At 45.9% G+C, this 21,438-nt stretch carries 18 protein-coding genes; 14 read left to right on the plus strand and 4 right to left on the minus strand.

The window, feature by feature from the left end; genetic code table 11:
* The first annotated feature begins 452 nt into the window (after positions 1-452).
* The 7 genes from BC351_RS31360 to BC351_RS31390 all read left to right on the plus strand — a co-directional run bounded on the left by BC351_RS31360 (position 453) and on the right by BC351_RS31390 (position 9,199).
* Positions 453-1,400 carry an ABC transporter permease gene (locus tag BC351_RS31360; protein ID WP_079418543.1) on the plus strand — a complete coding sequence of 316 codons (948 nt, stop codon included), beginning with the start codon at positions 453-455 and terminating at the stop codon, positions 1,398-1,400.
* A gap of 18 nt (positions 1,401-1,418) precedes the next feature.
* Positions 1,419-2,315, plus strand: a complete 897-nt coding sequence (locus tag BC351_RS31365) for a carbohydrate ABC transporter permease (RefSeq protein ID WP_079418468.1) — start codon at positions 1,419-1,421, stop codon at positions 2,313-2,315.
* Positions 2,316-2,465: 150 nt separating this feature from the next.
* Positions 2,466-4,142 carry an extracellular solute-binding protein gene (locus tag BC351_RS31370; protein ID WP_079418470.1) on the plus strand — a complete coding sequence of 559 codons (1,677 nt, stop codon included), beginning with the start codon at positions 2,466-2,468 and terminating at the stop codon, positions 4,140-4,142.
* A gap of 109 nt (positions 4,143-4,251) precedes the next feature.
* Entirely contained in the window at positions 4,252-6,681 is a 2,430-nt protein-coding gene (locus BC351_RS31375) for a glycoside hydrolase family 27 protein (RefSeq protein WP_208629871.1), read from the plus strand.
* Between the two features lie 111 nt (positions 6,682-6,792).
* On the plus strand, positions 6,793-7,470 hold the full coding sequence (locus BC351_RS31380; RefSeq protein WP_079418472.1) for a GntR family transcriptional regulator: 678 nt from the start codon (positions 6,793-6,795) through the stop codon (positions 7,468-7,470).
* 66 nt (positions 7,471-7,536) lie between these two features.
* Positions 7,537-8,307 carry an SDR family NAD(P)-dependent oxidoreductase gene (locus BC351_RS31385; RefSeq protein ID WP_079418474.1) on the plus strand — a complete coding sequence of 257 codons (771 nt, stop codon included), beginning with the start codon at positions 7,537-7,539 and terminating at the stop codon, positions 8,305-8,307.
* 40 nt (positions 8,308-8,347) lie between these two features.
* Positions 8,348-9,199 carry an SGNH/GDSL hydrolase family protein gene (locus BC351_RS31390; RefSeq protein ID WP_079418476.1) on the plus strand — a complete coding sequence of 284 codons (852 nt, stop codon included), beginning with the start codon at positions 8,348-8,350 and terminating at the stop codon, positions 9,197-9,199.
* 849 nt (positions 9,200-10,048) lie between these two features.
* On the opposite strand, the gene BC351_RS42515 is transcribed toward BC351_RS31390, so the two are convergent.
* Positions 10,049-10,207, minus strand: coding sequence for a hypothetical protein (locus BC351_RS42515; protein ID WP_158082295.1), 159 nt, complete (start codon positions 10,205-10,207; stop codon positions 10,049-10,051).
* Between the two features lie 295 nt (positions 10,208-10,502).
* Between BC351_RS42515 and BC351_RS31405 the strand changes: the two genes are divergently transcribed.
* The 6 genes from BC351_RS31405 (at position 10,503) to BC351_RS31430 (ending at position 17,860) form a co-directional block, all read left to right on the plus strand.
* Positions 10,503-12,179 (plus strand): permuted SH3 domain-containing protein, encoded by a 1,677-nt coding sequence (locus BC351_RS31405; RefSeq protein WP_079418482.1) that lies wholly within the window; start codon positions 10,503-10,505, stop codon positions 12,177-12,179.
* A 30-nt stretch (positions 12,180-12,209) separates the two neighbouring features.
* On the plus strand, positions 12,210-12,932 hold the full coding sequence (locus BC351_RS31410) for an ABC transporter ATP-binding protein (RefSeq protein WP_079418484.1): 723 nt from the start codon (positions 12,210-12,212) through the stop codon (positions 12,930-12,932).
* Positions 12,929-14,107, plus strand: coding sequence for an ABC transporter permease (locus BC351_RS31415; RefSeq protein ID WP_079418486.1), 1,179 nt, complete (start codon positions 12,929-12,931; stop codon positions 14,105-14,107). Before BC351_RS31410 ends, BC351_RS31415 begins: the two co-directional genes overlap by 4 nt.
* Positions 14,108-14,154: 47 nt before the next feature.
* Positions 14,155-16,359, plus strand: coding sequence for a hypothetical protein (locus tag BC351_RS31420; RefSeq protein WP_079418488.1), 2,205 nt, complete (start codon positions 14,155-14,157; stop codon positions 16,357-16,359).
* Positions 16,360-16,471: 112 nt separating this feature from the next.
* On the plus strand, positions 16,472-17,362 hold the full coding sequence (locus tag BC351_RS31425; protein WP_244209240.1) for an RNA polymerase sigma-70 factor: 891 nt from the start codon (positions 16,472-16,474) through the stop codon (positions 17,360-17,362).
* A 54-nt stretch (positions 17,363-17,416) separates the two neighbouring features.
* Positions 17,417-17,860: a carboxymuconolactone decarboxylase family protein gene (locus BC351_RS31430; RefSeq protein WP_079418490.1), complete on the plus strand. Its 444-nt coding sequence runs from the start codon at positions 17,417-17,419 to the stop codon at positions 17,858-17,860.
* A gap of 148 nt (positions 17,861-18,008) precedes the next feature.
* Here BC351_RS31430 and msrA read toward each other — a convergent pair whose 3' ends face one another.
* The gene (msrA, locus tag BC351_RS31435; RefSeq protein ID WP_079418492.1) at positions 18,009-18,638 is read right to left on the minus strand and encodes a peptide-methionine (S)-S-oxide reductase MsrA; all 630 of its coding nucleotides are present in this window, start codon (positions 18,636-18,638) and stop codon (positions 18,009-18,011) included.
* A gap of 191 nt (positions 18,639-18,829) precedes the next feature.
* Here msrA and BC351_RS31440 point away from each other — a divergent pair, with 191 nt between their 5' ends.
* Positions 18,830-19,108, plus strand: a complete 279-nt coding sequence (locus BC351_RS31440) for a hypothetical protein (protein ID WP_079418494.1) — start codon at positions 18,830-18,832, stop codon at positions 19,106-19,108.
* Between the two features lie 536 nt (positions 19,109-19,644).
* On the opposite strand, the gene BC351_RS31445 is transcribed toward BC351_RS31440, so the two are convergent.
* On the minus strand, positions 19,645-20,682 hold the full coding sequence (locus BC351_RS31445; protein WP_079418496.1) for a sensor histidine kinase: 1,038 nt from the start codon (positions 20,680-20,682) through the stop codon (positions 19,645-19,647).
* Positions 20,679-21,350, minus strand: a complete 672-nt coding sequence (locus BC351_RS31450) for a response regulator transcription factor (RefSeq protein ID WP_079418498.1) — start codon at positions 21,348-21,350, stop codon at positions 20,679-20,681. Before BC351_RS31450 ends, BC351_RS31445 begins: the two co-directional genes overlap by 4 nt.
* Between the last annotated feature and the right edge of the window lie 88 nt (positions 21,351-21,438).

Below are 21,438 nucleotides of genomic sequence, written 5' to 3' on the forward strand. Positions count from 1 at the left end.
AACTGGAACTGGAACTGGAACTGGAACTGGAACTGGAACTGGAACTGGAACTGGAACTGGAACAAAAAATGAGCTGCCCTCAAGTAGGTTTACTACTTTAAGGAACAGCTCTTTTTTATTTGGTTTTTTATCTTTTAATTTTTTTATCTTTTAGGTTTTTATCTTTTAATTTTCATCTTCCATCAATAAAACAAGAGACCAAATCACATTTCTTCCGATTCCCGCAAGTTAAGCCATACGCCTTTTCGCGTTCTGACTTGAACGCATGCAGCGTAGGAAAATTGCCCGTTCTAACAGGCAAATGTTCGCTGCAATCGGGCGATATGTTCGTAAAATGACGCAGATGTACCTATACGGTAAGTGGAAAAACGGCCTATAATCAGCCATATAGAAAGCGCTATCATATCTGAACAGAGGTAATTGGGGGGAGTCATTTGGAAAAGGGAATTGTGATGAAACGCAGTCATGCGGCAGCCAAAACACGCGGAGGAATTCGCGAAGCAGCATTAAAGAGCTTCAAGAAACATTGGCAATTGTATCTCATTGTGATACCGCCAGCGTTGTTTTTTATTATTTTCAAATATTATCCGATGTTAAATGCCGTTTTGGCCTTTAAGGATTATAACGTCACCAAAGGGATTTGGGGCAGCCCGTGGGTAGGCTTTAAGCATTTTAAGCTGTTTTTCGAAAATCCGTTGTTCTGGACATTAATTAAAAATACGATCCTGATTAGCGGCTATCTTTTAATTGTCGGCTTTCCGATTCCCATCATATTGGCGTTGGCCCTTAATGAGATTCGTAATGGCAGGTTCAAACGACTTGTGCAACTCGTATCGTTTGCTCCTTATTTTATATCGACGGTTGTGATGGTATCGATTATTATGCTGTTTTTAGCGCCAAGGCTGGGTTTCTTTAATGTTATGATGAACCACCTCGGGATGAATTCGATTAATTTCCTCGGGGAGCCAGGGATGTTTCGTTCCATCTATGTATGGTCCGACATTTGGCAGACAGCTGGATATTCAGCGGTTATTTTCTTGGCTGCTCTGGCTGGTGTCGATCCAGCCCTGTATGAAGCGGCTAAGGTGGATGGTGCGTCGCGCTTTCAGAAAATTCGTCATATTGATTTGCCAGGCATTATGCCGACGATCACGATTGTTTTTATTTTAAATGTGGGCAGTGTGATGTCTATCGGATTTGAGAAGATATATCTGCTGCAGAACCCGCTGAACAAAATTAATTCGGAAATCATTGCTACCTACGTGTATCAAATTGGTTTGTTGAATGCGAACTACAGCTTCGCAACTGCGGTGGGTTTGTTTAATTCAGCTATTAATTTGCTGCTGCTGGTCGTGGTTAATATGCTGGCTAAGCGATTATCAAACACAAGTATTTGGTAGAGGAAGGGGTGCGAACACATGAATAGGACGACATCATCGATCAAGGATTCGGTCGGGGATAAACTTTTTTTAATGGGCATCTACGTGGTCTTAGGCCTCGTTTTGATTGTTGTGTTGTATCCGCTTATTTATATTTTGAGCAGCTCCTTCAGCAGTCCGTCGGCGGTAACTTCAGGCCGTGTGTGGTTGTATCCGGTGGAATTTTCGCTTAAAGGTTATGCGAGTCTGATGGATAATCCGAAGATCGTTACTGGCTATGCCAATTCGCTGTTCTATACAGCGGTCGGCACGGTGATAAGTGTAAGCCTTACCATTATGATTGCGTATCCGTTGTCGCGTCATACTTTTTTTGGGCGGAATGTGCTCATGATGCTGATTACGTTCACTATGCTGTTCAGTGGAGGTTTGATTCCGATGTATCTCGTCGTGAAGCAAATGGGGCTTATTGATACAAGGTGGGCCATCTTGATTCCCAATGCGATTTGGGTATGGCAGGTCATCATTACACGTACATTTTTTCAAGCTTCTATCCCCGGCGAGCTGATTGATGCTAGTGAAATTGATGGCTGCAGCGATATTCGCTTTCTGCGAAGTGTCGTCGTGCCGCTGTCCAAACCAATCATTGCTGTGCTCGTTTTAATGTATGCGGTAGGACAATGGAATGCCTATTTCGATGCGCTTATTTATTTGAAAACGGCGAGTTTGTTTCCACTCCAGCTCATCCTGCGAAGCATTATCATTCTGAACAACAGTTCCAATGCGACCGATGCTTTAAAATTGGTGGAACGGCAGCAGCTAGCTGAGCTTTTGAAGTATTCACTTATCGTCGTGGCCACGTTGCCAGTCCTCATTATTTATCCGTTTGTGCAGCGTTTTTTCGTTCAGGGGATGCTGGTGGGGTCGGTTAAAGGTTAAAGCTAATCTTGCTGATAATCAAGAGGAAGCAGGGATGGAAGTCCCTTTGAAGAATTGAAAGGGGTGATAGCTATACGATAACAAATGGATAATACCTAATAATTAATCTCATATTCATTTCGTCAGTTCAATAAAAAGGGAGCGGATTACATGAAAAGAAAATCGGTCATCGCTTTGTCTTGCGTATTGATGGTCAGTCTGTTTGTTGCGGCATGTTCGCAAAACGACCAGAGTGCGGGAACGTCAAAGCCTACAACAGAGACAGCAACTGCAGGTGCAGCACAAGCAGGTAAACCTGTACAAATTAGCGTGTTTGCTCAACAGGACAATACGATAGATTTGAATACAAACTTGTTCACGAAGCATTTGGAAAGCAAGTTTAATGCTAAATTCAAGTTCGATGTTATTCCCTACGATGGCGCCAAAGAAAAACGTCAAATCTCGCTGGCCAGCGGGGATTATCCGGAGTCCTATATCCTAACTTCGTATATTGATCAGTTCTCGCAAGCTGATTTGCTGAAATTCGGCAAGCAAGGTGTTATATTGCCTTTGAATGATTTGATTGATCAGTACGCACCGAATATTAAAGCAGCAATGGCCAAAGAGCCTACGTTCAAAAGCTTCATCACAGCACCGGACGGTAAGATTTATGGTCTAGGTTCCTATACGGAATGCTTCCACTGCTCTTATCCCAACAAGATGTGGATCAATACTAGCTGGTTGAAAAAATTGAATCTGGAAATGCCCAAAACGACAGAGGATTTCAAGAAAGTACTGGAAGCCTTCAAGAAAAATGATCCAAACGGAAACGGCAAAGCCGATGAAGTACCGCTAAGCGGGTCCATCGAAGACTTCGGGGTACGTGTCATTCCGTTCTTAATGAATGGCTTCATCTATAATGATGATCGCAATTATTTGAACCTCAAGAACGGCAAAGTAGATACAGCGGCGAATAAGCCGGAATGGAAAGAAGGACTTGCCTACATCAAATCGCTGTATGAAGAGGGACTCATTGATCCGGGCGCATTTACACAAAATGCCGAAGCCTACAAAAAAATCGGTGAGAACGCAAGCGGTCAAATCCTTGGAGCGGGAGCTGGCATGCACCCTGCCATTTTCGTGAACATCGATAAAGGCAACAAAAACTCAGCTGATTACAATCCGGTACCTCCACTGACAGGACCGCATGGTTCGTTCGCTACACACGACGGGGGCGGATTAACGCCAGGCGCGAAATTCGTCATTACGAATAAAGCGAGCAAAGAAGCCCAAATTACGTTGATCAAAATGGTCGATTACATGTTCACCATGGAAGGTCAAACGAATGCGGCATCCGGGATGGAAGGGATTGACTGGAGAAAGCCCAAAGAAGGTGAAGTTGCGTTAGGCAAAGGGGTTACACCGCAAATCGCAACGATTCCTGCTGTTGATGGTCAACCTCCACGCAATGCTGGATGGAGCGGGATGGGACATTTCTATCAACCAGCCGCCTATCGCGATAGCTTCGTGCAAGGAACGGATATTTATGATTCGGCTAACTACGAGCGCAGATTATATGATGCAACGCTTCTGTATCAAGGACACGAGCCAAAGGAACTGTTCCCGATGTGGGCCGTTTGGATTGATCCGGCTCTGACGGATGAAGCTACAATTTTACAAACCAACATTAAAAGCTATATTGAGCAAAGCGCGCTTCAATTCATCACAGGCAATAAAGATTTGACGAAGGATTGGGATGCGTATGTCAAAGGTCTGGATAATTTGAAGGTCGGCCGTTATCTCGAAATTTTACAGAAGGCGTATGATGCTGCAGCAATTAAAAAATAAGTGAAAGAGAAGTCAGGTCAGGTGTTTGATCACGATATTGAGCACCTGGCTTTTTTTTGCCAATCTAGCGTTAAAGGGGATGTATGATGTGGGGAAAAAGAGGAAAAACATGCGAATATTCGTAACTTTTACGATATTCGTTAGTTTGTTGTTGGCCGCCTATTTGCCAGCCAATACGCAAGTTGCTCACGCCGCTAATAATGGTTTGGCACAAAAACCGTTAATGGGCTGGAGCAGCTACAGCATGCAAAGCTACACCAATAGTGCAAACTGGATTACCGCAGCTCAGATTAAAGCACAGTCCGATGCGATGCATACAACACTTCAGCCGCATGGCTATACGTATATTAATGTGGATGCCGGGTGGAGTTCAGGTGCAGACGCGTATGGCCGACCTCAACCTAGTGCGACTTTGTATCCGAATGGATTAAGTGATGTTATTAATTACGTGCATAATAATGGGCAAAAGTTTGGATTGTATTTTATCCCAGGGATGTCGCCTGCTGTGTACAATGCAAATTTGCCGATCTTGGGAACTTCCTGCCACGCGCAGGACATTGTAGTTCTCCCCCTGACAACAGCGGATTATTGGAATATCGGGTATAAAATTAATTTTGCGAATCCATGCGCACAGAGCTATATTACCTCAATTGCCGATCAAATTGCTTCGTGGGGCGTTGATTTCGTGAAGTTCGATAGCGTAACGCCAGGCTCTGGACATAACGATACGACAATTGATGCTCGCGATGATGTCAAGGCATGGTCTCAGGCTTTGGCGCCGCATCAAATCTGGTTCGAACTTTCGTGGGCATTGGATCATAATTATGCCAGCACGTGGAAGCAGTACGCGAATGGCTGGCGTGTAGACTGGGACGTTGAGTGTTATTGCGGAACGACGGCATTGACGGCTTGGCCCAATATTGCCAGACTCTTCCCTGATGCCAATCAGTGGTGGCGGGAAGCAGGGGCGGGGGGCTGGAACGATTTTGATTCTCTGGACATCGGCAACGGCGCCATGGATGGCATGACGCAGGATGAACGCCAAACAGCTATGTCCCTTTGGGCGATGTCATCGGCTCAGCTGTATACAGGCAATGATTTAACTAATTTGGACAGCTATGGCATTCAATTATTGACCAATGATGAAGTGATCGCCGTCAATCAAGCGGGTCATCCAGCGCATCCTGTCTCCATGGCATCGAATCAGCAAGTCTGGTATGCCAATAACGGCGATGGCAGCTATACGGTAGGTTTGTTTAATCTCGGAAGCTCAAGCTCGGCAGTGACGGTGAATTGGAATGATATCGGGCTGAACGGTCCAGCCAGCGTACGCGATTTGTGGAGCCATTCCGATCTCGGTACCTATAACATGGGCTATAGCTCTGTTAATTTGGCTTCTCATGCATCTCGGTTGTTGAAAGTAACTGCTCTTGGCGGTTCTGTTACCGTTAATGATGATGATACGGGTATTGTTTACAATGGGGCTTGGGCGCGGAGCTACAGCCGCGGATTTGGGGATTACCAGGATGATGTGCATTTTACCGAGACGAACAACGATTCCTTTCAGTATTCTTTTGCAGGCACAGGTGTTGATCTCATTACGGAAAAGGATTCCTCTCAAGGGAACATGGACATCTACGTGGATAATGTGTTCAAGCAAACCGTGAATACGTACAACACCACACGATTAGCCGGGCAAAAAGTGTACAGCATTACCGGTCTTCCCAATGGTGTGCATACGATCAAAGCCGTTAAAAAATCGGGAACGTATATGCTGTTGGATAAGCTGATCTTTAACGTGCCGTCTCCTGTACAGATAAATGACACCAATCCGGCCATCACCTATTCAGGGACTTGGTCGCTCAGCAGCGCAAGAGGCTTTGGGGATTACCAGGATGATGTACATTTTACACAAACCAATAACGATTATGTGCAAATCAGCTTTACAGGCACAGGCATTGATTTGATTGCTGAAAAGGATTCCTCTCAAGGCAATGTTGATATCTACATCGACAATGTGTTCAAACAAACGGTGAGTGCCTATAATCCCAGCCGTATTGTTCAGCAAACCTTATACAGCATTTCCGGGCTTTCCAGCGGGACTCATACGATCAAAGCCGTGAAGAAATCGGGAACATACATGCTGCTGGATAAATTTAACGTACAGGATACGAGGATTCAATTCAATGATACAGATCCTGCTGTTGCGTATTCAGGCGCTTGGTCGCTAAACAGCAACAGAGGGTTTGGTGATTACAACAATGATGTTCATTTCACACAAACCAACAATGACTACTTGCAATTCTCCTTTACGGGAACCGGTATCGAATGGATCACGGAGAAAGATCCAGGCCAAGGCAATGTTGATATTTATATCGACAATGTGTTCAAACAAACCGTGAATACCTACAACGCTGCACGCTTAGCGCAGCAATCGTTGTACAGCATTTCCGGGCTATCCAGTGGCACGCATACGTTCAAAGCTGTGAAAAAAACAGGGACCTACATGCTTTCGGATGCGCTGATCGTAACCCCGTAAGTGAAAAGCTTGGAGCTCTTCTTGCCTATGAAGAAGGGCTTCAAGTTTTATCGTTTGATAACCATCAATCATACATGATATATTAAAAGAAAAATGTTGGGTGAGGATCAAATGGGAAGTAAAATCAGTCGTGTTAATATAACGGAAGAAATCTACCGTATTGTCAAAGAAGATATCCTGTCACATAAACTAAAATCAGGCGAGAAAATTAACATCGATCAATTAGCACGCAATTTAGAAGTCAGCAATATTCCGATTAGGGAAGCGCTTTCCCGATTGCAATCCGAAGGATTCATCCATGTAATTCCGTTCAAGGGGATGTTTGTGAATATGATGAGCCTCAAGGATTTGAACGAGCTATATGAAATCAGAATGCAGCTCGAACCGCTGGCGGTAGAAAAAGCGACGAATCATCTGCCTGCTGAAGTGCTGGAACACCTGCAAGCTACGATGGATTCGCTCCACAACAATCCTTCTACGCCATCAGCGAACGGTTTAGACATTATTGATGAAATGAATAATTCGATTCATGGAACGATTCTATCCTACTGTGACAATACGAATCTGCAAAACTTGGTCAGAGGGTATATGGAGCAAATCCAGCGATATCTAACCTTTATTCAAATAACGCTTGATGTAGACACCACGAATGTCGAGTGGTCGGAGCATCAGGCGATTTTACAGAAGCTGCGTGACCGTGATCCCCAAGGCGCTGCTGCAGCGATGACCGTCCATTTAAGAAATTCACAAAAACGGACAAACGAGTTTTTTGTGAGGACAGGTGTATAGGCTTTGGGTGAATAGTAACAACAGGAACATATGAATCGTTCAGCTGGATTGGAGGTTAAGGTCTTTATGCAGTTAAAGGGGAAGGTTGCCATTATTACCGGGGCAGGCTCTGGGATCGGAGAAGCTGCGGCCAAATTATTTGTTAACCATGGGGCAAATGTCATCGTTGCGGACTGGAATGAGGTCCAAGCAGGACGAGTTGTTGATGAAATTAATGCGAAAGTTGCAGGCTCAAAGCGAGCTTTTGCGGTAAAAGCGGATGTTTCTGCGGAAGCGCAGGTCGAACATGTAGTGAGGGAAACTTTGTCTGCGTTTGGTTCCATTGATATTCTTTTCAACAACGCAGCTGTTGTTTTACCCAAGGAATTGGAAGAAATTACTGAGACAGAATGGACGCGGACGCTGGATATCAACTTGAAAAGTGTGTATTTAATGATTAAGCATTGCATCCCCGAAATCCGCAAAAACAAAGGTAATATCGTCAATATGTCCTCCTTGAACGGACTAATCGGGCAGCGGAACAATCCGGTTTATGCCGCTACCAAAGGGGCGATTATCGCCATGACGAAATCTTTGGCGCTTGATTACGCCAAGGATGGCGTACGTGTAAATTGCCTTTGCCCGGCCGGCGTTATGACGCCATTATTAGAGCAATGGATTGGACAGCAAGCGGACCCGATGGCTACAGTCCAAGCGTTGACCGACATGCACCCGTTAGGCCGCTGCGCAAGCGCAGAAGAAATCGCGCAAGCAGCCCTATATTTAGCTAGCGATAGCTCCGCGTTTATTACTGGACTCGCGTTAACTGTAGATGGCGGGGCTTCTTTGGGTTATTGAATGAAGCGTGATACAACGACCATCAGAAAGGGAATAACAGATGAATGAGCCAATCAGAATTGTTTTTCTAGGTGACAGCATAACGGAGGACGGGACATTTATCGCCTATTTGGATGCGTATCTGCAACAGCAGCGGCCAGAGAATCGCTACACGTTAATCAACCTAGGCGTTAGCAGCGAAACGGCTTCCGGGTTATCAGAACCTGATCATCCGTTTCCGCGTCCTTGCATTCATGATCGTCTTGCAAGAGCCCTGCAAGAAAGCAAGCCGGATTGGGTGGTATTGGGATATGGCATGAACGATGGTATTTATGCGCCTTTTTCTGCGGAGCGGTTCGCCGCCTACCAACAAGGAATGCTGGATGCGATAGGCAGAATCCACGCTTACGGAGCCAAAGCAGTTGTCATGACCCCGCCACCATTTGATCACCTGTCGATTGAGGCAAGTGCGCTTATCCCTGAAGGGGAGAACAACTATAGCTACAAAACCCCTTTTGAACATTACAATGATGTGCTTCGGTCCTATGCAAACTGGATTCTCACGCTCGATCGCAAGGCGGATGCAGTCGTGAATGTGTATGATCCGCTGCTTCGCCATATACAGCAGGAACGGAAGAAGAATGGCCACTATCGTTCGGGTGATGGTATCCATCCCAACTCAGCTGGCCACTGGATCATAGCGAAAGCCTTATTAAGCGGTGTATTTCATCTAACCTTGGCAGAGAATACTGATTTTATTCTGCGTTTAGAAGCATCGCCATTTTTTCAATTGATTGTCAAGCGCCACCAAGTGCTGCATGACGCCTGGAAGGAGCATGTGGGCCATACGAACCCCACGAAAGCCAACGCTTTGCCGCTGGAAATTGCTTTGCGCAGATTCAGCGAATGGTGACGAGATGATCGCAGTATCGTGTATCCCTGTTGCGAAAGGGAACTGAGATCCGCTATTTGACTCAAAATCGAACATTTGCAGCTGAAAGGGAACTGAGATCCTCTATTCCAGCTTGAAATGATGAAATCCAGCCAATCTAGGCCAATTAGCGGATCATAGTTCCGTCTCATTGGCTAAAAGACTGTTTTGAGGATGAATAAGGGAACATAGTTCCCTTTCGCTGGTTCAATGTCTGTTTGACTCAAAGTGGACCCAATTATTCGCATCACTACAATCCCGCGCCACTTCCAAATCTACTCGCATCACCCAATCCCGCGCTACAATCAAATCTGCTCGCAGCATCACAGTCCCGCGCCACAATCAAATCTACTCGCATCATCACAGTCCCGCGCCACAATCAAATCTACTCGCATCCCCCAATCCCGCGCTACAATCAAATTTACTTGCATGACCACACTCCCGCACCACATCCAAATTACTCGCATCATCACAATCCCGCGCCACATCCAAATCCACACGCATCATCACAATCCCGCACCACAACCAAATCCACACGCATCTCCACAATCCCGCACCACATTCAAATCTACTCGCATGATCACTATCCCGCGCCACAATGGTGACAAGTTGATCGCCAGTAAGGTGGATCACTGTTTTGAAAGGGAACTGAGATCCGCTATTTGACTCGTAATCCAACATTTGCAGCTGAAAGGGAACTATGATCCTCTATTCCGGCTTGAAATGATGAAATCCAGCCAATCTAGGCCAATTAGCGGATCATAGTTCCGTCTCACTGGTTAAAAGATTGTTTTGAGGATGAATAAGGGAACATAGTTCCCTTTCACTGGTTCAATGTCTGTTTGACTCAAAGCGGACCAATTTACTCGCATCCCCACAATCCCGCCCCACAACCAAATTACTCGCATCCCCACAATCCCGCACCACATCCAAATCCACACGCATCCCCACAATCCCGCGCACATCCCAATCCACACCAGCATCCCGCACCTAAGCCACCCCCAAAAAAATCACATCCGCATCGCACTATAGGAAGGCACCACAGCTTGTTCGACCTATAGCTAATCAATCTGCCTTTGGCCCCCCCGGAAATTCCGGAGGGCTCTGTTTGTCTTCGTATTACCGAAGCGGGGAAAGTGCTTTCAGCAAATGTTCAGCTTGCATTCAACTGACTTTCAGCCGATGTTCAGAAGGGTTTCAGCCGCCGCCATTACACTGGGTCTTGTGAAGAAGACTTAGGGAAATGTCATTCGGAGTTATGGAACATGGGAGAGGGGATTTATCGATGAAATTCGGCCGGAAGAAAAAATGGTTGATTGTGGTTTTGGCTGCGATATTATGTGGAGCGGGAACTTATGTATACATAAATAAAAAGTCGCAACCCGCCGCTGCAGCTGCACAACAACAGGTGATGAAGGTAAGTAAAGGAGCGATTTCCTCCACGGTATCGGGGACTTCGCAATTGGATGCCAAAGACAAGCAAAACATTGTCATTCCGGTAGATGGCATCATTAAAACGATGAATTTGACACAGAATCAAGCGGTGAAGAAAGGCGATGTGCTGGTCGAACTTTCGGTTCCTTCCACAGAAACGAATCTGAAGGAAGCCCAAGTGAGCTTGCAACAGCTGGAGAAAGAACTGGCCGAATTGCAGGATGAGCAAAATCATATGAGTATTTCGGCTGCGATGAGTGGAAAATTGACCTTGGCTTCCAACTTGGATGTAGGCAGTCAAGTGAATAAAACAACGAAGATCGGAACGATTTCCGATACGACGCAGTTTAAAGTGAAACTGCCTTTTCCTTTGCAAGAGGCTGTGCAATTGAAGAATGGCGATAATGTGGAATTGACGGTGGATGGTTATTTGCTGTCAAAGGTGGGAAGTGTCAACACAATTGGTCACGATGTGAAGGCGGATGCCAACGGAAATAAAATGGTTGATGTCGAGGTGCTGGTGGCCAATGACGGAACGCTGTCAGCGGGCTTGAAAGTAAAAGGCAGTGTGGGCACGGGAGACAGTAAAGTAGAATCCTCCGATCAAGCGGCTTTGGACTACGTTCGGACGTCGCCGATATTCTCTGATGCGAGCGGTACGGTCAAAAGCATGAAGTTCAAAGACGGAGAAACGGTGAAACAAGGCGATCTGATTGCCACGTTGTTCAATGATGATTTGCAGAATAACGTCATTAGTAAACAAGCGGCGATTGACAGCCAGAAGATTAAAGTGGATGATGCGCAGCAAAAGATTGATCAGTTGACGATCAAAGCGCCATTCGACGGCGTGTTCTCAGCTGACTTTGCGAATAGTAAAAGCAATGTTTTGCGCAACTACCCGGTGGGAGCCCAAATTAATGCCAATACGACATTAGGCGCGGTAGCAAGTTTAAGCACGATGCAGCTGGCTATTGCAGTCGATGAGCTTGATTTGACAAGTGTGAAAGTAGGGCAAAAGGTAACCGTGAAGGTGGATGCAATATCGGGCAAAACATTCCAGGGTGAAGTAACCTCAGTGTCCAATGTGGGAACAACTTCCAATGGTGTTACGACGTATGATGCCGTTGTGGCCATTCCGAATACGGCACAGAATGATTTGAAATATGCGATGACAGCAACTGCTGAAATTTATATTCAGGATAAAAAAGATATTCTCGTTCTGCCGATTCAAGTCGTGACAACGACCAGAGGCAAATCAACCGTTTCTTTGAAGAAAGCGGACGGAACGGTGGAAGAGCAGCATGAAATCAAAATCGGCATTCGCAGCAAAACGCAGGTAGAGATTGTAAGCGGCTTGGAAGAGGGCAATGAAGTTGTCATGCCAACTCGGAAAGCAACAACGACGACCCAGCAGCAAGTGCCGGGAGGCTTCCCAGGTGGTGAAGGAGGTCCGCCAAGTGGCTTCCAAGGCGGCAATGGAGGCGGCGGGTTTGGTGGCGGCCAAAACGGCGGCGGATCACGTCAGTAAGGAACCAGCTTCCGGAAAGGAGCCAACGATATGAACATCATTGAATTGAATCAGGTCACCAAGAGCTATGCCCGGGGCGATGAACAGCTGCAAATCTTGAGAGGCATCACGCTGCACATTGCCAAAGGCGACTTTGTAGCCATTATCGGTCCCAGTGGATCTGGCAAATCCACGCTTATGAATACAATCGGCCTGCTGGACATCCCTAGCTCAGGCACGTATACGCTCGACGGCGTCTCGACGGTTCAGATGTCCGACAACGGCCTTGCCGAGCTGAGAAATCGGAAGATCGGCTTCATATTTCAACAATTTAATTTGCTGCCTAGGCTTAGTGCGATTGAGAATGTGGAGCTGCCGATGATCTATGCAGGCATTCCTACCAAGCAGCGCAGAGAACAAGCGAATGCCATGCTGGAGAAGCTCGGGATGGGGCAGCGCGGGCATCATAAGCCCAGTGAGCTTTCCGGCGGTCAACAGCAGAGGGTTGCCATTGCTAGAGCCTTAGCTATTTCACCATCGCTCATTCTGGCGGATGAACCTACAGGCGCACTGGATTCCAAAACGGGCATTGAAGTGCTTGAATTGATTAAGGAATTGAATGAGCAAGGCAACACGATTGTTTTGATCACGCATGATAATCACATCGCCGATAACGCGAAGCGCGTCGTCACGTTAAGAGACGGAGAGATTATCAACGATGTAAGAAATGAGCCGATGTCATCTTTGATCAATCAGGAGGTGGTTTCCTCATGAGAATTTGGGAGCTCTTCCAAATGGCTATGGCCACGGTGCGTTCTAATCCGCTGCGGACTGTTTTGACCATGCTGGGCGTTATTATTGGGGTTAGCTCCGTCATCACGCTGGTATCTATCGGGCAAGGAACATCCAAGTCGATTGAGAAGCAATACGAAGGACTGGGGACGAACCTGCTGACGGTTAATTTGCTCGGCAATGGGCGCGCCACGCAGTTGAAATACGATGAGCTTATGGAGCTGGAAGGCACATCCGGCATTAGTGCCATCGCACCAACGATGACGAGAGGCAGCACAAGCATTAAATATGATCGGACTACGCAAACGTATAACGTGATCGGCACCAATGACCGCTATTTGGATATGCAAAAAGGAAAAATCGCCAGTGGCCGCTTCCTCGCGGCAGCTGATCTGGATTTTCGAAATCACGTAGCGGTGATTGGTACCGAAGTCGCAACGAAGTTTTTTGGCAAAGATGATCCCATTAATGAAGAAATCAATGTGAATGGGTACATGTACACCATTATTGGTGTTTTGGAAAGCAAAGGCTCGAATACGAGCGGTACCTCATTGGACAGTTCAGTCATTGTACCTTTGCCAACGATGAGCAGAGATTTTAAACTTGGCAACATTCGCTCTACGTATGTAGAAGCTGAGAGTGGAGACCAGGTAAGCAAGGTGCAGGCGGTATTGGAGAGATATTTATACAGCAAATTTAAAAGCACGTCAGGCTACAATATCTTCAACTCTTCCGAATTGATTACCGCCAGACAAGCCGCTTCCAGCACGCTAACGAATCAACTGGTTGCTGTTGCTGCAATTTCCCTGCTCGTTGGGGGGATCGGGATCATGAACATCATGCTCGTGACCGTCAGTGAACGAACGCGGGAGATAGGTATTCGCAAGTCCATTGGCGCGAAACGCCGGAACATTTTACTTCAATTCCTCGTTGAAGCCACATTAATCAGCGGGATGGGTGGTTTAATCGGACTTATTGTCGGTGTCGGCTTATCGCTGGCATGGCCTTATATCAATCCAAGTCAGGAAACAAGTCTTTCCCTCAGCGTAGGATTATATGCCTTTTTATTCTCTGCTTTAGTCGGTGTCATTTTCGGACTCTATCCAGCGAACAAGGCTTCCAAGTTAAAACCTATCGACGCGCTTCGATATGACTAATGTCAGTTGAACTTATTTCTACCAATCCGTTTTAGGAGGTCATTATTGTGATACGCAAATTAACTTCACTTTCTTTCAAACATACAAGTTTAGCCCTGCTGCTTACCGGCAGCTTGACAGCCGCTTCGTGGGCAGCTCCTTCCGCTCATGCGGCATCGGCGGGCGTGTATATTTCGGATTCTTCTTATTTTACCTTGAATCAAGCTGCTCTTTCATCGTCGTCGCTTCAGTTCTCAGTTTCTCTACATAATGGGGGAAATAAGACGATCGATTTCAACCAATATGGCGTTAGGGTGACAGATTCTTCAGGACACAGCTACACGGCTAAACTAAGTGAGAAAAAGAGTGCCAGCGTTCTTCCCGGTCAAGATACAAGCTTCCGCTTCTACGCTAGTTTGGATGAGGGGGAAACTGCGGATCAATTGCAAATCGATGTGTTTCGCTGGGATGAAAGCAAGGCTGACTTCATGAGCCATCTTGGCAATCTTCCGGTCGCTTCCGCAATTCAAGAAGGGCAAGCGCAGGTGCCAGAGGAGATTATTAATCTCCGAACGCTCGACAGCACCCTGCCCACTGATTCATCCATTGCTTTTCAATTAGGGCAAAGTGTTCGTGTGTCGGAGAATGGCAAATGGGTCATGTATACACAATTGTCAGCTAGAAACCTTGGCGCAAGCAGCGTGAAGCTGCCAACGGGCCTGCAAGTCAGACTGGTGGACGCGAATGGTTTGAAATATGCATCAACGGTTGTTAATGGATCCGGAACGACGTTCCTGCCTGGCGAATCAGATACGGTAACGCTGAAAACGCCGATTTCCAAGCAAATGCCGGTATCCGGATTATCGCTGGAATACTACTATTTGAATCAAACTGAGGATGTTACGCTGGGTACAATGAACCTGAATACGTCGCTGCAAACGACGGACTTGAATACAAAACAAACGTACAGCGGACAGCAGGATGGCGAGAAGATGACGGTTCAAGCGAATTCTTCCAAGTACAGCAACCAGGCTGATGGCGTGCATGTCCAAACGATCGTAACGCTCAGCAATGATGGAGATGCAGCCGCTGCGGTACCATCGTTCTTCGCCTCGTATCAATTCGGCGATGCAGGGACTTCTGTGAAAGCTTCGGATAATACCGCCCGCAATGAATATCTAGCCCCAAAGGAAACAACGACGTATTATTTCAATGCGATTCTGCCAACAGGCGTTGATCCGAATGCCGCGCAGCTTGTTCTTTGGGAGAACACGGGAAGTTCTACCAGCTCAGTAAGTTCGACTTCGAGCGGAACGGCGACAGGGACGACGGGCACAGCTGGAAGCTCATCTGCTGCTTCCACGACAGGCACTACTTCGGGCTCCAATACGGGCTCAACGACTGGGTCAAATAGTGGAACAACAGGGCAAATGCCTGTGGCTGTCTTCCTCCTGAAAGGAGCAAGCGAAGCACAAAATGGATTCACGACTGCAGCTGCTTATAAGCTGGGCAGCAAATTGACTTTTACCAACAGCTCCGTTGTGAACAAAAATTTAGATGTCTCACTCGTTGAGCTGCACGCCCACCAGAATGATGATTTAGGCTATAAAACAGCAATAGCCAAGTACAAAATTACGAATAACGGCTCAAGTACGATCGCTCTTCCCGAGCTGCAAAACGAACTGATCGACAGCAGCGGAAATTCGTACACGGGCACTCGTCAAACTTCTGTAACGACTCAAATTACGCCGGGAAGCTCCTACGTGGTGAGTTATTCCTACCTGCTGCCGAATAAAAAGGATACGGACGACGAATCCTTTGCTTTGAACATTTTCGATGATAAATCGGTATCTCAAGGCAAAGTGAACATTGGCACTTACCAAGTTGCGCTGCAAGCTGAGGAAGTAAGCGATACGCTTGCTTTGTATCCATTCACGATCAAAGTGAATAGCGATTCCATTAGCTGGCTTTATAACAATGGCACTTATTCCTACCAGCTCAATTTGGATCTTGATGTAACGCATGAGGATCAGGTCATCGTGGATAGCAATTTCTCCAAAGTCGAATTCGACATGATCGATTCGCTTGGTCGCATAGTCGGCACGCAAACGGCCTCATTGCTAGGAACTGGCAAACTGGTAAGCGGCAATCAAAAAATTGTTGTCACAGGATTAAAAAATGAACAAGTGGATTCCGGCGTGAAAGTCAACATGTATGAAGTCATTGAGACGCCTAACGGTACGGCGAAACGCTTGATTAAGCAGTTCCATTAATTATCTGAAATAAATCAAAGCGTCTGTATGCACTTAGCATATAGACGCTTTTTGGCTTTTTTGATATATAGTATTAGAATACAAGCATACTAGCAAGATTGGAGAACATTGTATGATTGACATCGAAATGGTGTATCGCACTTATAAGCAGCTGCTTTTTACTGTGGCTTATCGGATGCTCGGATCTGTGTCGGAAGCGGAAGATATGGTGCAGGACTTATTCGCTTCCTTGCCTACGATGGATACAGAGAACATTAGCAATCTGAAAGCATATTTAGTCAAAATCATCACGAACCGCTGCTTGAATGTCTTGAAATCTGCACGAAAGCAAAGGGAAGTTTACGTCGGAGCTTGGCTGCCTGAACCGCTCATTATGGCCAATAATGCGGATCCCATGGGACAGGTCGTTCAAGACGAAACGATTTCCTATGCCTTTTTAGTGCTGCTGCAGGAATTATCAGCTGTGGAGCGGGCGGTATTCGTACTAAGAGAAGTACTGGGTTATGAATACAATGAGGTTGCCGACATGCTGCATAAGACCGAAACCAACTGCCGCAAAATTTATAGCCGAGCTAAGGTGAAAATTAATCAGGATCATGTGCAAAATTTGGGTGAGCTAGGTGACTCGCAGCCGCTTGTGCAGAAATTTCTGCGTGCTGTTCAGACCGGAAATTTTCAGGATTTTGTTGCTTTGCTGACGGAAGACGCAGTGCTGGTTTCAGACGGTGGCGGCAAAAGACGTGCAGCTATCAAATCGATATTCGGGAAACAGCGCATTCAGGCATTTTTTGAAGGGATTGCAGGCAAAGGTTCGCTGCAAGGGCAGTGGCGTCCTTTTCTCATCAATGGTCAAGCAGGGCTAGTGCTCGTCAAAGATGAAAAGGCTGATATGGTCATCTGTTTTGAGATGGAGCATCATCATCAGCGGGCTAATCATGTTTATAAAGTAGTGAATCCAGATAAACTTCAACATATTTCTTCCGTGTTGTCACAAATCTCCTGACTAATTTGTCTTATTAAGGCAAACCTAAATTAAACGTGTATGGAGGAGATTCACATGGAAGTTAGATTCAATTATAGTCAGGTAAACCCGGAAGCTCTGCAAGCGATGCTGAAGCTGGAAGGTTTTATTAAAACAAGCGGTTTGGATGCCAAGCTGTATGAATTTATCAAAATTAGAGCGTCTCAAATCAATGGCTGCGCCTTCTGCATCGACATGCACACCCGAGACCTGCGGAACATGGGCGAAACAGAGCAAAGAATTAACTTGCTCACAGCTTGGCGGGAAGCTCCCTTTTATTCCGATAAAGAAAGAGCATTGCTGGAATTGACGGAGACAGTCACTCGTATCTCGGAGAACGGAGTTCCACAAGCCGTTTATGAAAAGGTGAGGAAGCATTTTGATGAGAAGGAATATGTCGTTTTGATCATGGCGATCAATATCATCAATGCCTGGAATCGGATCGCTATTTCTACAGGGATGTTCCCCGCCGCGCAATAAGGCACAGCTCTCTGGAAGTAGATAAGCCTATAGTTACCTGAAAAACATCGCAGCTATTGCGGTGTTTTTTTATGGAATTGGAAGGGGAGGTGAAAGGAAATGGCAACGCGGCGGAACCAGCCTAATACAGCGCGATCGCAGCTATTTGCTACCATTTTATGCGTTTCACCAACGCAATTTGCGACTCACGCTCGCTTATTGGCAATGGCCAAGTTTGGATTTCGCTAATGATCCTTTCCAAATTGGTGTAGCCTTTGGCTAATCCATTTAAGCGCGCGGCCAAGGTTGAATCCACTAGCTCATCTTGGGTGGGATAAAGGGTGCTCAGCTTGCTGATCGCGTCCGGATATCTTTTCAAATAATACTTCTGATGCCGCTCTTCGGCCAAATAAAAGCCAGCCAAGGGAGCAATCTCGGTATTCAGCTTCTTTTTTCCATCGGCTTCTTTGGTTTTCATGACTTCTCTAATCAAACCATGCTGTCTTTCATCGCGATACAACACCAGAGATTGGTACTGTCTGCCTTTATAATCATTGATATTATCTGGTTGATGATGACTCCAAAATATATCAAGAAGCTGCTCAATCGTCATCATCTGCGGATTATAATCGATCTCGATCGTCTCGGAATGATCTCCCATTGTGCGATACGTTGGCTGTGCGTGGGTGCCGCCTGCATAACCAACTCGTGTTCTAATAACGCCTGGCCATTGCCCGAACAAAGCGTCAGGACTCCAGAAGCATCCCATTCCAAGGGTTAATGTTTCTATGTTGTTCATCCTACGGATCACCTCGTTTGTCCATCATACCATTTCAAACTAAGGATAAGAAATTGCAGAATATTTTGATCCAAAGAAGCGCCAAATCATGAAAACAGAGGAACCTAGTCATGAACCGGAAATGGGAGATCAGGCCACCGTCGATTAGAATAAATGTTATAATATGTATATTCTATTGAAGGAGGTTCCTCATGACAAACCCTTCCAACAATCCATTTGAAGATAAAACCATTCACATGACGACGGATCAAACCCAACCAAGCCCTCTGAACGAGAGAGCTTCGTTTAACGATGTTATCGAGCACAACGATATCGTTCAAGGTGTTCAAGCCCCGAAGAGGCTGGAACAATGGCCGAAGTGGTATCAGAATCATCGAAGAAATTCCGCCGCTTTGTCCGTACTTATTTTTGCTGCATTTCTTGTGTATCATGTTATGCAAATAATCGGTGATCTATTGTCGGGGAAATAAATGCAAGAATAGCGAGGGAGTTAACTGATACATTCATACGGAACTCGGGTACCTGGAAATAGGAGTTAACTAGTTTGAAAAGGAACTGGAGTACGCTATTTAAGCGAAAATGAGCTGAATAAGCATGAAAGAGAACTAGGGTACGCTATTCGAACAAAATAGCGCGATTTGGAGAGAAAACCGATGAAATAGCGTACTGTAGTTCCGCTTGCCGGTCAATTTGCTCCGATTTTAATGAAATAGCGTATCCTAGTTCCCTTTCGGTTCAATATAACTTTTACCTCAAAAACACGCACTTCCTTGTTCGTCAAACCAGATAGTTCAGTAGAGATTCATTCGAATGTAAGCCCTTCCATTCAACTCATTCTGCCGAAAAGTTCGAGAAGATCTGAAGACAGCTTTGTCTGAAAAAGCGGGAGCCGCGGAGGCATTTGTCAAGATAGCCTTGGCGGCACGCAAGAAATTTGTTCGCCAATTGTAAGAGACCGAATCGCAGAAAATATCGCGCAAATGACTGAAATCGGATGAACGCCATGCTAGGCGCCGCGCAGATCATCATAATTTCGTATTTTCGGGAAATGTATAGTCACCGCGGTTCCCTTGCCCTCTACGGATGCAATCGTTAGATCATGTCCTAGTTTAAGGGCCATCTGTTTAGCCAAATAAAGCCCCATTCCCGTGGATTTGTAATGGGTTCTGCCAATCGACCCCGTAAACCCTTTGTCAAATACGCGCCCGAGATCAGCGGGGCTTATGCCCAGGCCGGAATCTTGGATAATCAGTCGTTTGTCATGTTCGGTTTCTTCAGAGATGAAGGCGATGCTGCCGCCACTTGGTGTATAAGTCAATGAATTCATGACGATTTGGTTAACCATATAGGAGAGCCATTTGCTGTCACTGTTCACGGTGTGATGTAATTCCTCCAGGTTTGGCCGAATCCTTTTATTAATAAAAAGTTTTGCAGCTCTCTTAACACTTTCCTTCGCGATCGTTTGAAGCGGGACTTCGATGATGAAATAATCTCTTGAGAACGAATCAATTCGCGAATAATAGAGTGCTTGCTCTACGTAGCTATCAATTTTGCTCAATTCATCCTCCAGCTTATCCACGAGATGCTCTGCCGATTTGCCAGAATAGTTTTCCATGATTAGACGGCTTGCCGCTATGGGCACTTTGACTTCATGAATCCAAGATAGAACAAAATTTTGATGGTCTTTCATCTCATTTTGCAGCTTCCGAGTTCCATTCGTTTGCTCCAAATAAAGCTGCTTAAGCAGCTTCAGATAAAGCGCTTGCTCGGCGCTCTGTGGTTCAGGAACTGACGTGATAGCCGATTCCACCTGCGTGTTGCCGACTAAATCCTGCAGCTCATTAAAGAAGGATTTTCGGTAGTAGTAGCCAACAGTGATATAGACAGCGGCAAAAAATAAGCAGCCTGCGTTGGCATAAGCTATATTGTTGATGGCATCCTGCCATTTGACACTTACGAACATAATTAGGGAGACAAAGAGCATGATCACCCCATAGATCAAGAAAAAGTACCGTTTATCTTTCAAATAGTGGACAAAGCTCATGGGATTAAATATCCTTGCCCTTTCTTGGTCGTAATGAAGTCATCTTTGCCAAGCTCGCTGAGCTTTTTGCGCAATCGGGTGATGTTGACCGTTAATGTATTATCATCGACGAAGCTTTCGTCTTCCCATAGACCACGCATGATTTGATCCCGATTGATGATGGTTCCCGGTTTTTTCATAAGAATAGTCATGATTTTGAATTCATTCCGGGTCAGCTCTATTTTCTGAGTACCGCAGGTGATGTCACCATCCTTCAGATTGAGGACGATGCCATTATGCTCCATTACATTGGAGTTGGTTTCCATGTAGGAGTAAGTTCTGCGCAGCACAGCATTGATTTTGGCAACCAAAACATCCGTATAAAATGGCTTTTGAATGAAATCATCACCTCCCATGTTCATGGACATCACCATATCCATAGGCGTATTGCGAGAGGATAGGAAGAGAATCGGCACGTTGGACAACTCCCTGATTTGGCGGCACCAGTAGAAGCCATCGTAGGCGGGTAAATTAATGTCCATCAGCACGAGATGAGGATTTTCTTGGATAAAAAGAGAGAGTACGGCATCGAACTCTACGGTGATGAGCGTCTCAAATCCCCAGCGTCTCAGCGCTTCAACAATCATATCCCGTATCGTTTGGTCGTCTTCAACGATCATAATTTTCACGTAAAAGCCTCCAAATCTAGACGAATTGAACGTTCACCAGAAATGTTAGCACAATCATGACAAAAATGTAAGATAACGGCTGTCAGAT

It is taken from the genome of Paenibacillus ferrarius, from assembly GCF_002027705.1.
GTDB classification, from domain to species: Bacteria; Bacillota; Bacilli; order Paenibacillales; family NBRC-103111; genus Paenibacillus_E; species Paenibacillus_E ferrarius.

Coding starts and splice junctions, on each gene's coding strand:
- BC351_RS31365 (WP_079418468.1), top strand. CDS start 1,419: ATGAATAGGACGACATCATCGATCAAGGATTCGGTCGGGGATAAACTT.
- BC351_RS31425 (WP_244209240.1), top strand. CDS start 16,472: ATGATTGACATCGAAATGGTGTATCGCACTTATAAGCAGCTGCTTTTT.
- BC351_RS31370 (WP_079418470.1), top strand. CDS start 2,466: ATGAAAAGAAAATCGGTCATCGCTTTGTCTTGCGTATTGATGGTCAGT.
- BC351_RS31375 (WP_208629871.1), top strand. CDS start 4,252: ATGCGAATATTCGTAACTTTTACGATATTCGTTAGTTTGTTGTTGGCC.
- BC351_RS31385 (WP_079418474.1), top strand. CDS start 7,537: ATGCAGTTAAAGGGGAAGGTTGCCATTATTACCGGGGCAGGCTCTGGG.
- BC351_RS31415 (WP_079418486.1), top strand. CDS start 12,929: ATGAGAATTTGGGAGCTCTTCCAAATGGCTATGGCCACGGTGCGTTCT.
- BC351_RS31360 (WP_079418543.1), top strand. CDS start 453: ATGAAACGCAGTCATGCGGCAGCCAAAACACGCGGAGGAATTCGCGAA.
- BC351_RS31405 (WP_079418482.1), top strand. CDS start 10,503: ATGAAATTCGGCCGGAAGAAAAAATGGTTGATTGTGGTTTTGGCTGCG.
- BC351_RS31390 (WP_079418476.1), top strand. CDS start 8,348: ATGAATGAGCCAATCAGAATTGTTTTTCTAGGTGACAGCATAACGGAG.
- BC351_RS31430 (WP_079418490.1), top strand. CDS start 17,417: ATGGAAGTTAGATTCAATTATAGTCAGGTAAACCCGGAAGCTCTGCAA.
- BC351_RS31440 (WP_079418494.1), top strand. CDS start 18,830: ATGACAAACCCTTCCAACAATCCATTTGAAGATAAAACCATTCACATG.
- BC351_RS31445 (WP_079418496.1), bottom strand. CDS start 20,682: ATGAGCTTTGTCCACTATTTGAAAGATAAACGGTACTTTTTCTTGATC.
- BC351_RS31380 (WP_079418472.1), top strand. CDS start 6,793: ATGGGAAGTAAAATCAGTCGTGTTAATATAACGGAAGAAATCTACCGT.
- msrA (WP_079418492.1), bottom strand. CDS start 18,638: ATGAACAACATAGAAACATTAACCCTTGGAATGGGATGCTTCTGGAGT.
- BC351_RS31410 (WP_079418484.1), top strand. CDS start 12,210: ATGAACATCATTGAATTGAATCAGGTCACCAAGAGCTATGCCCGGGGC.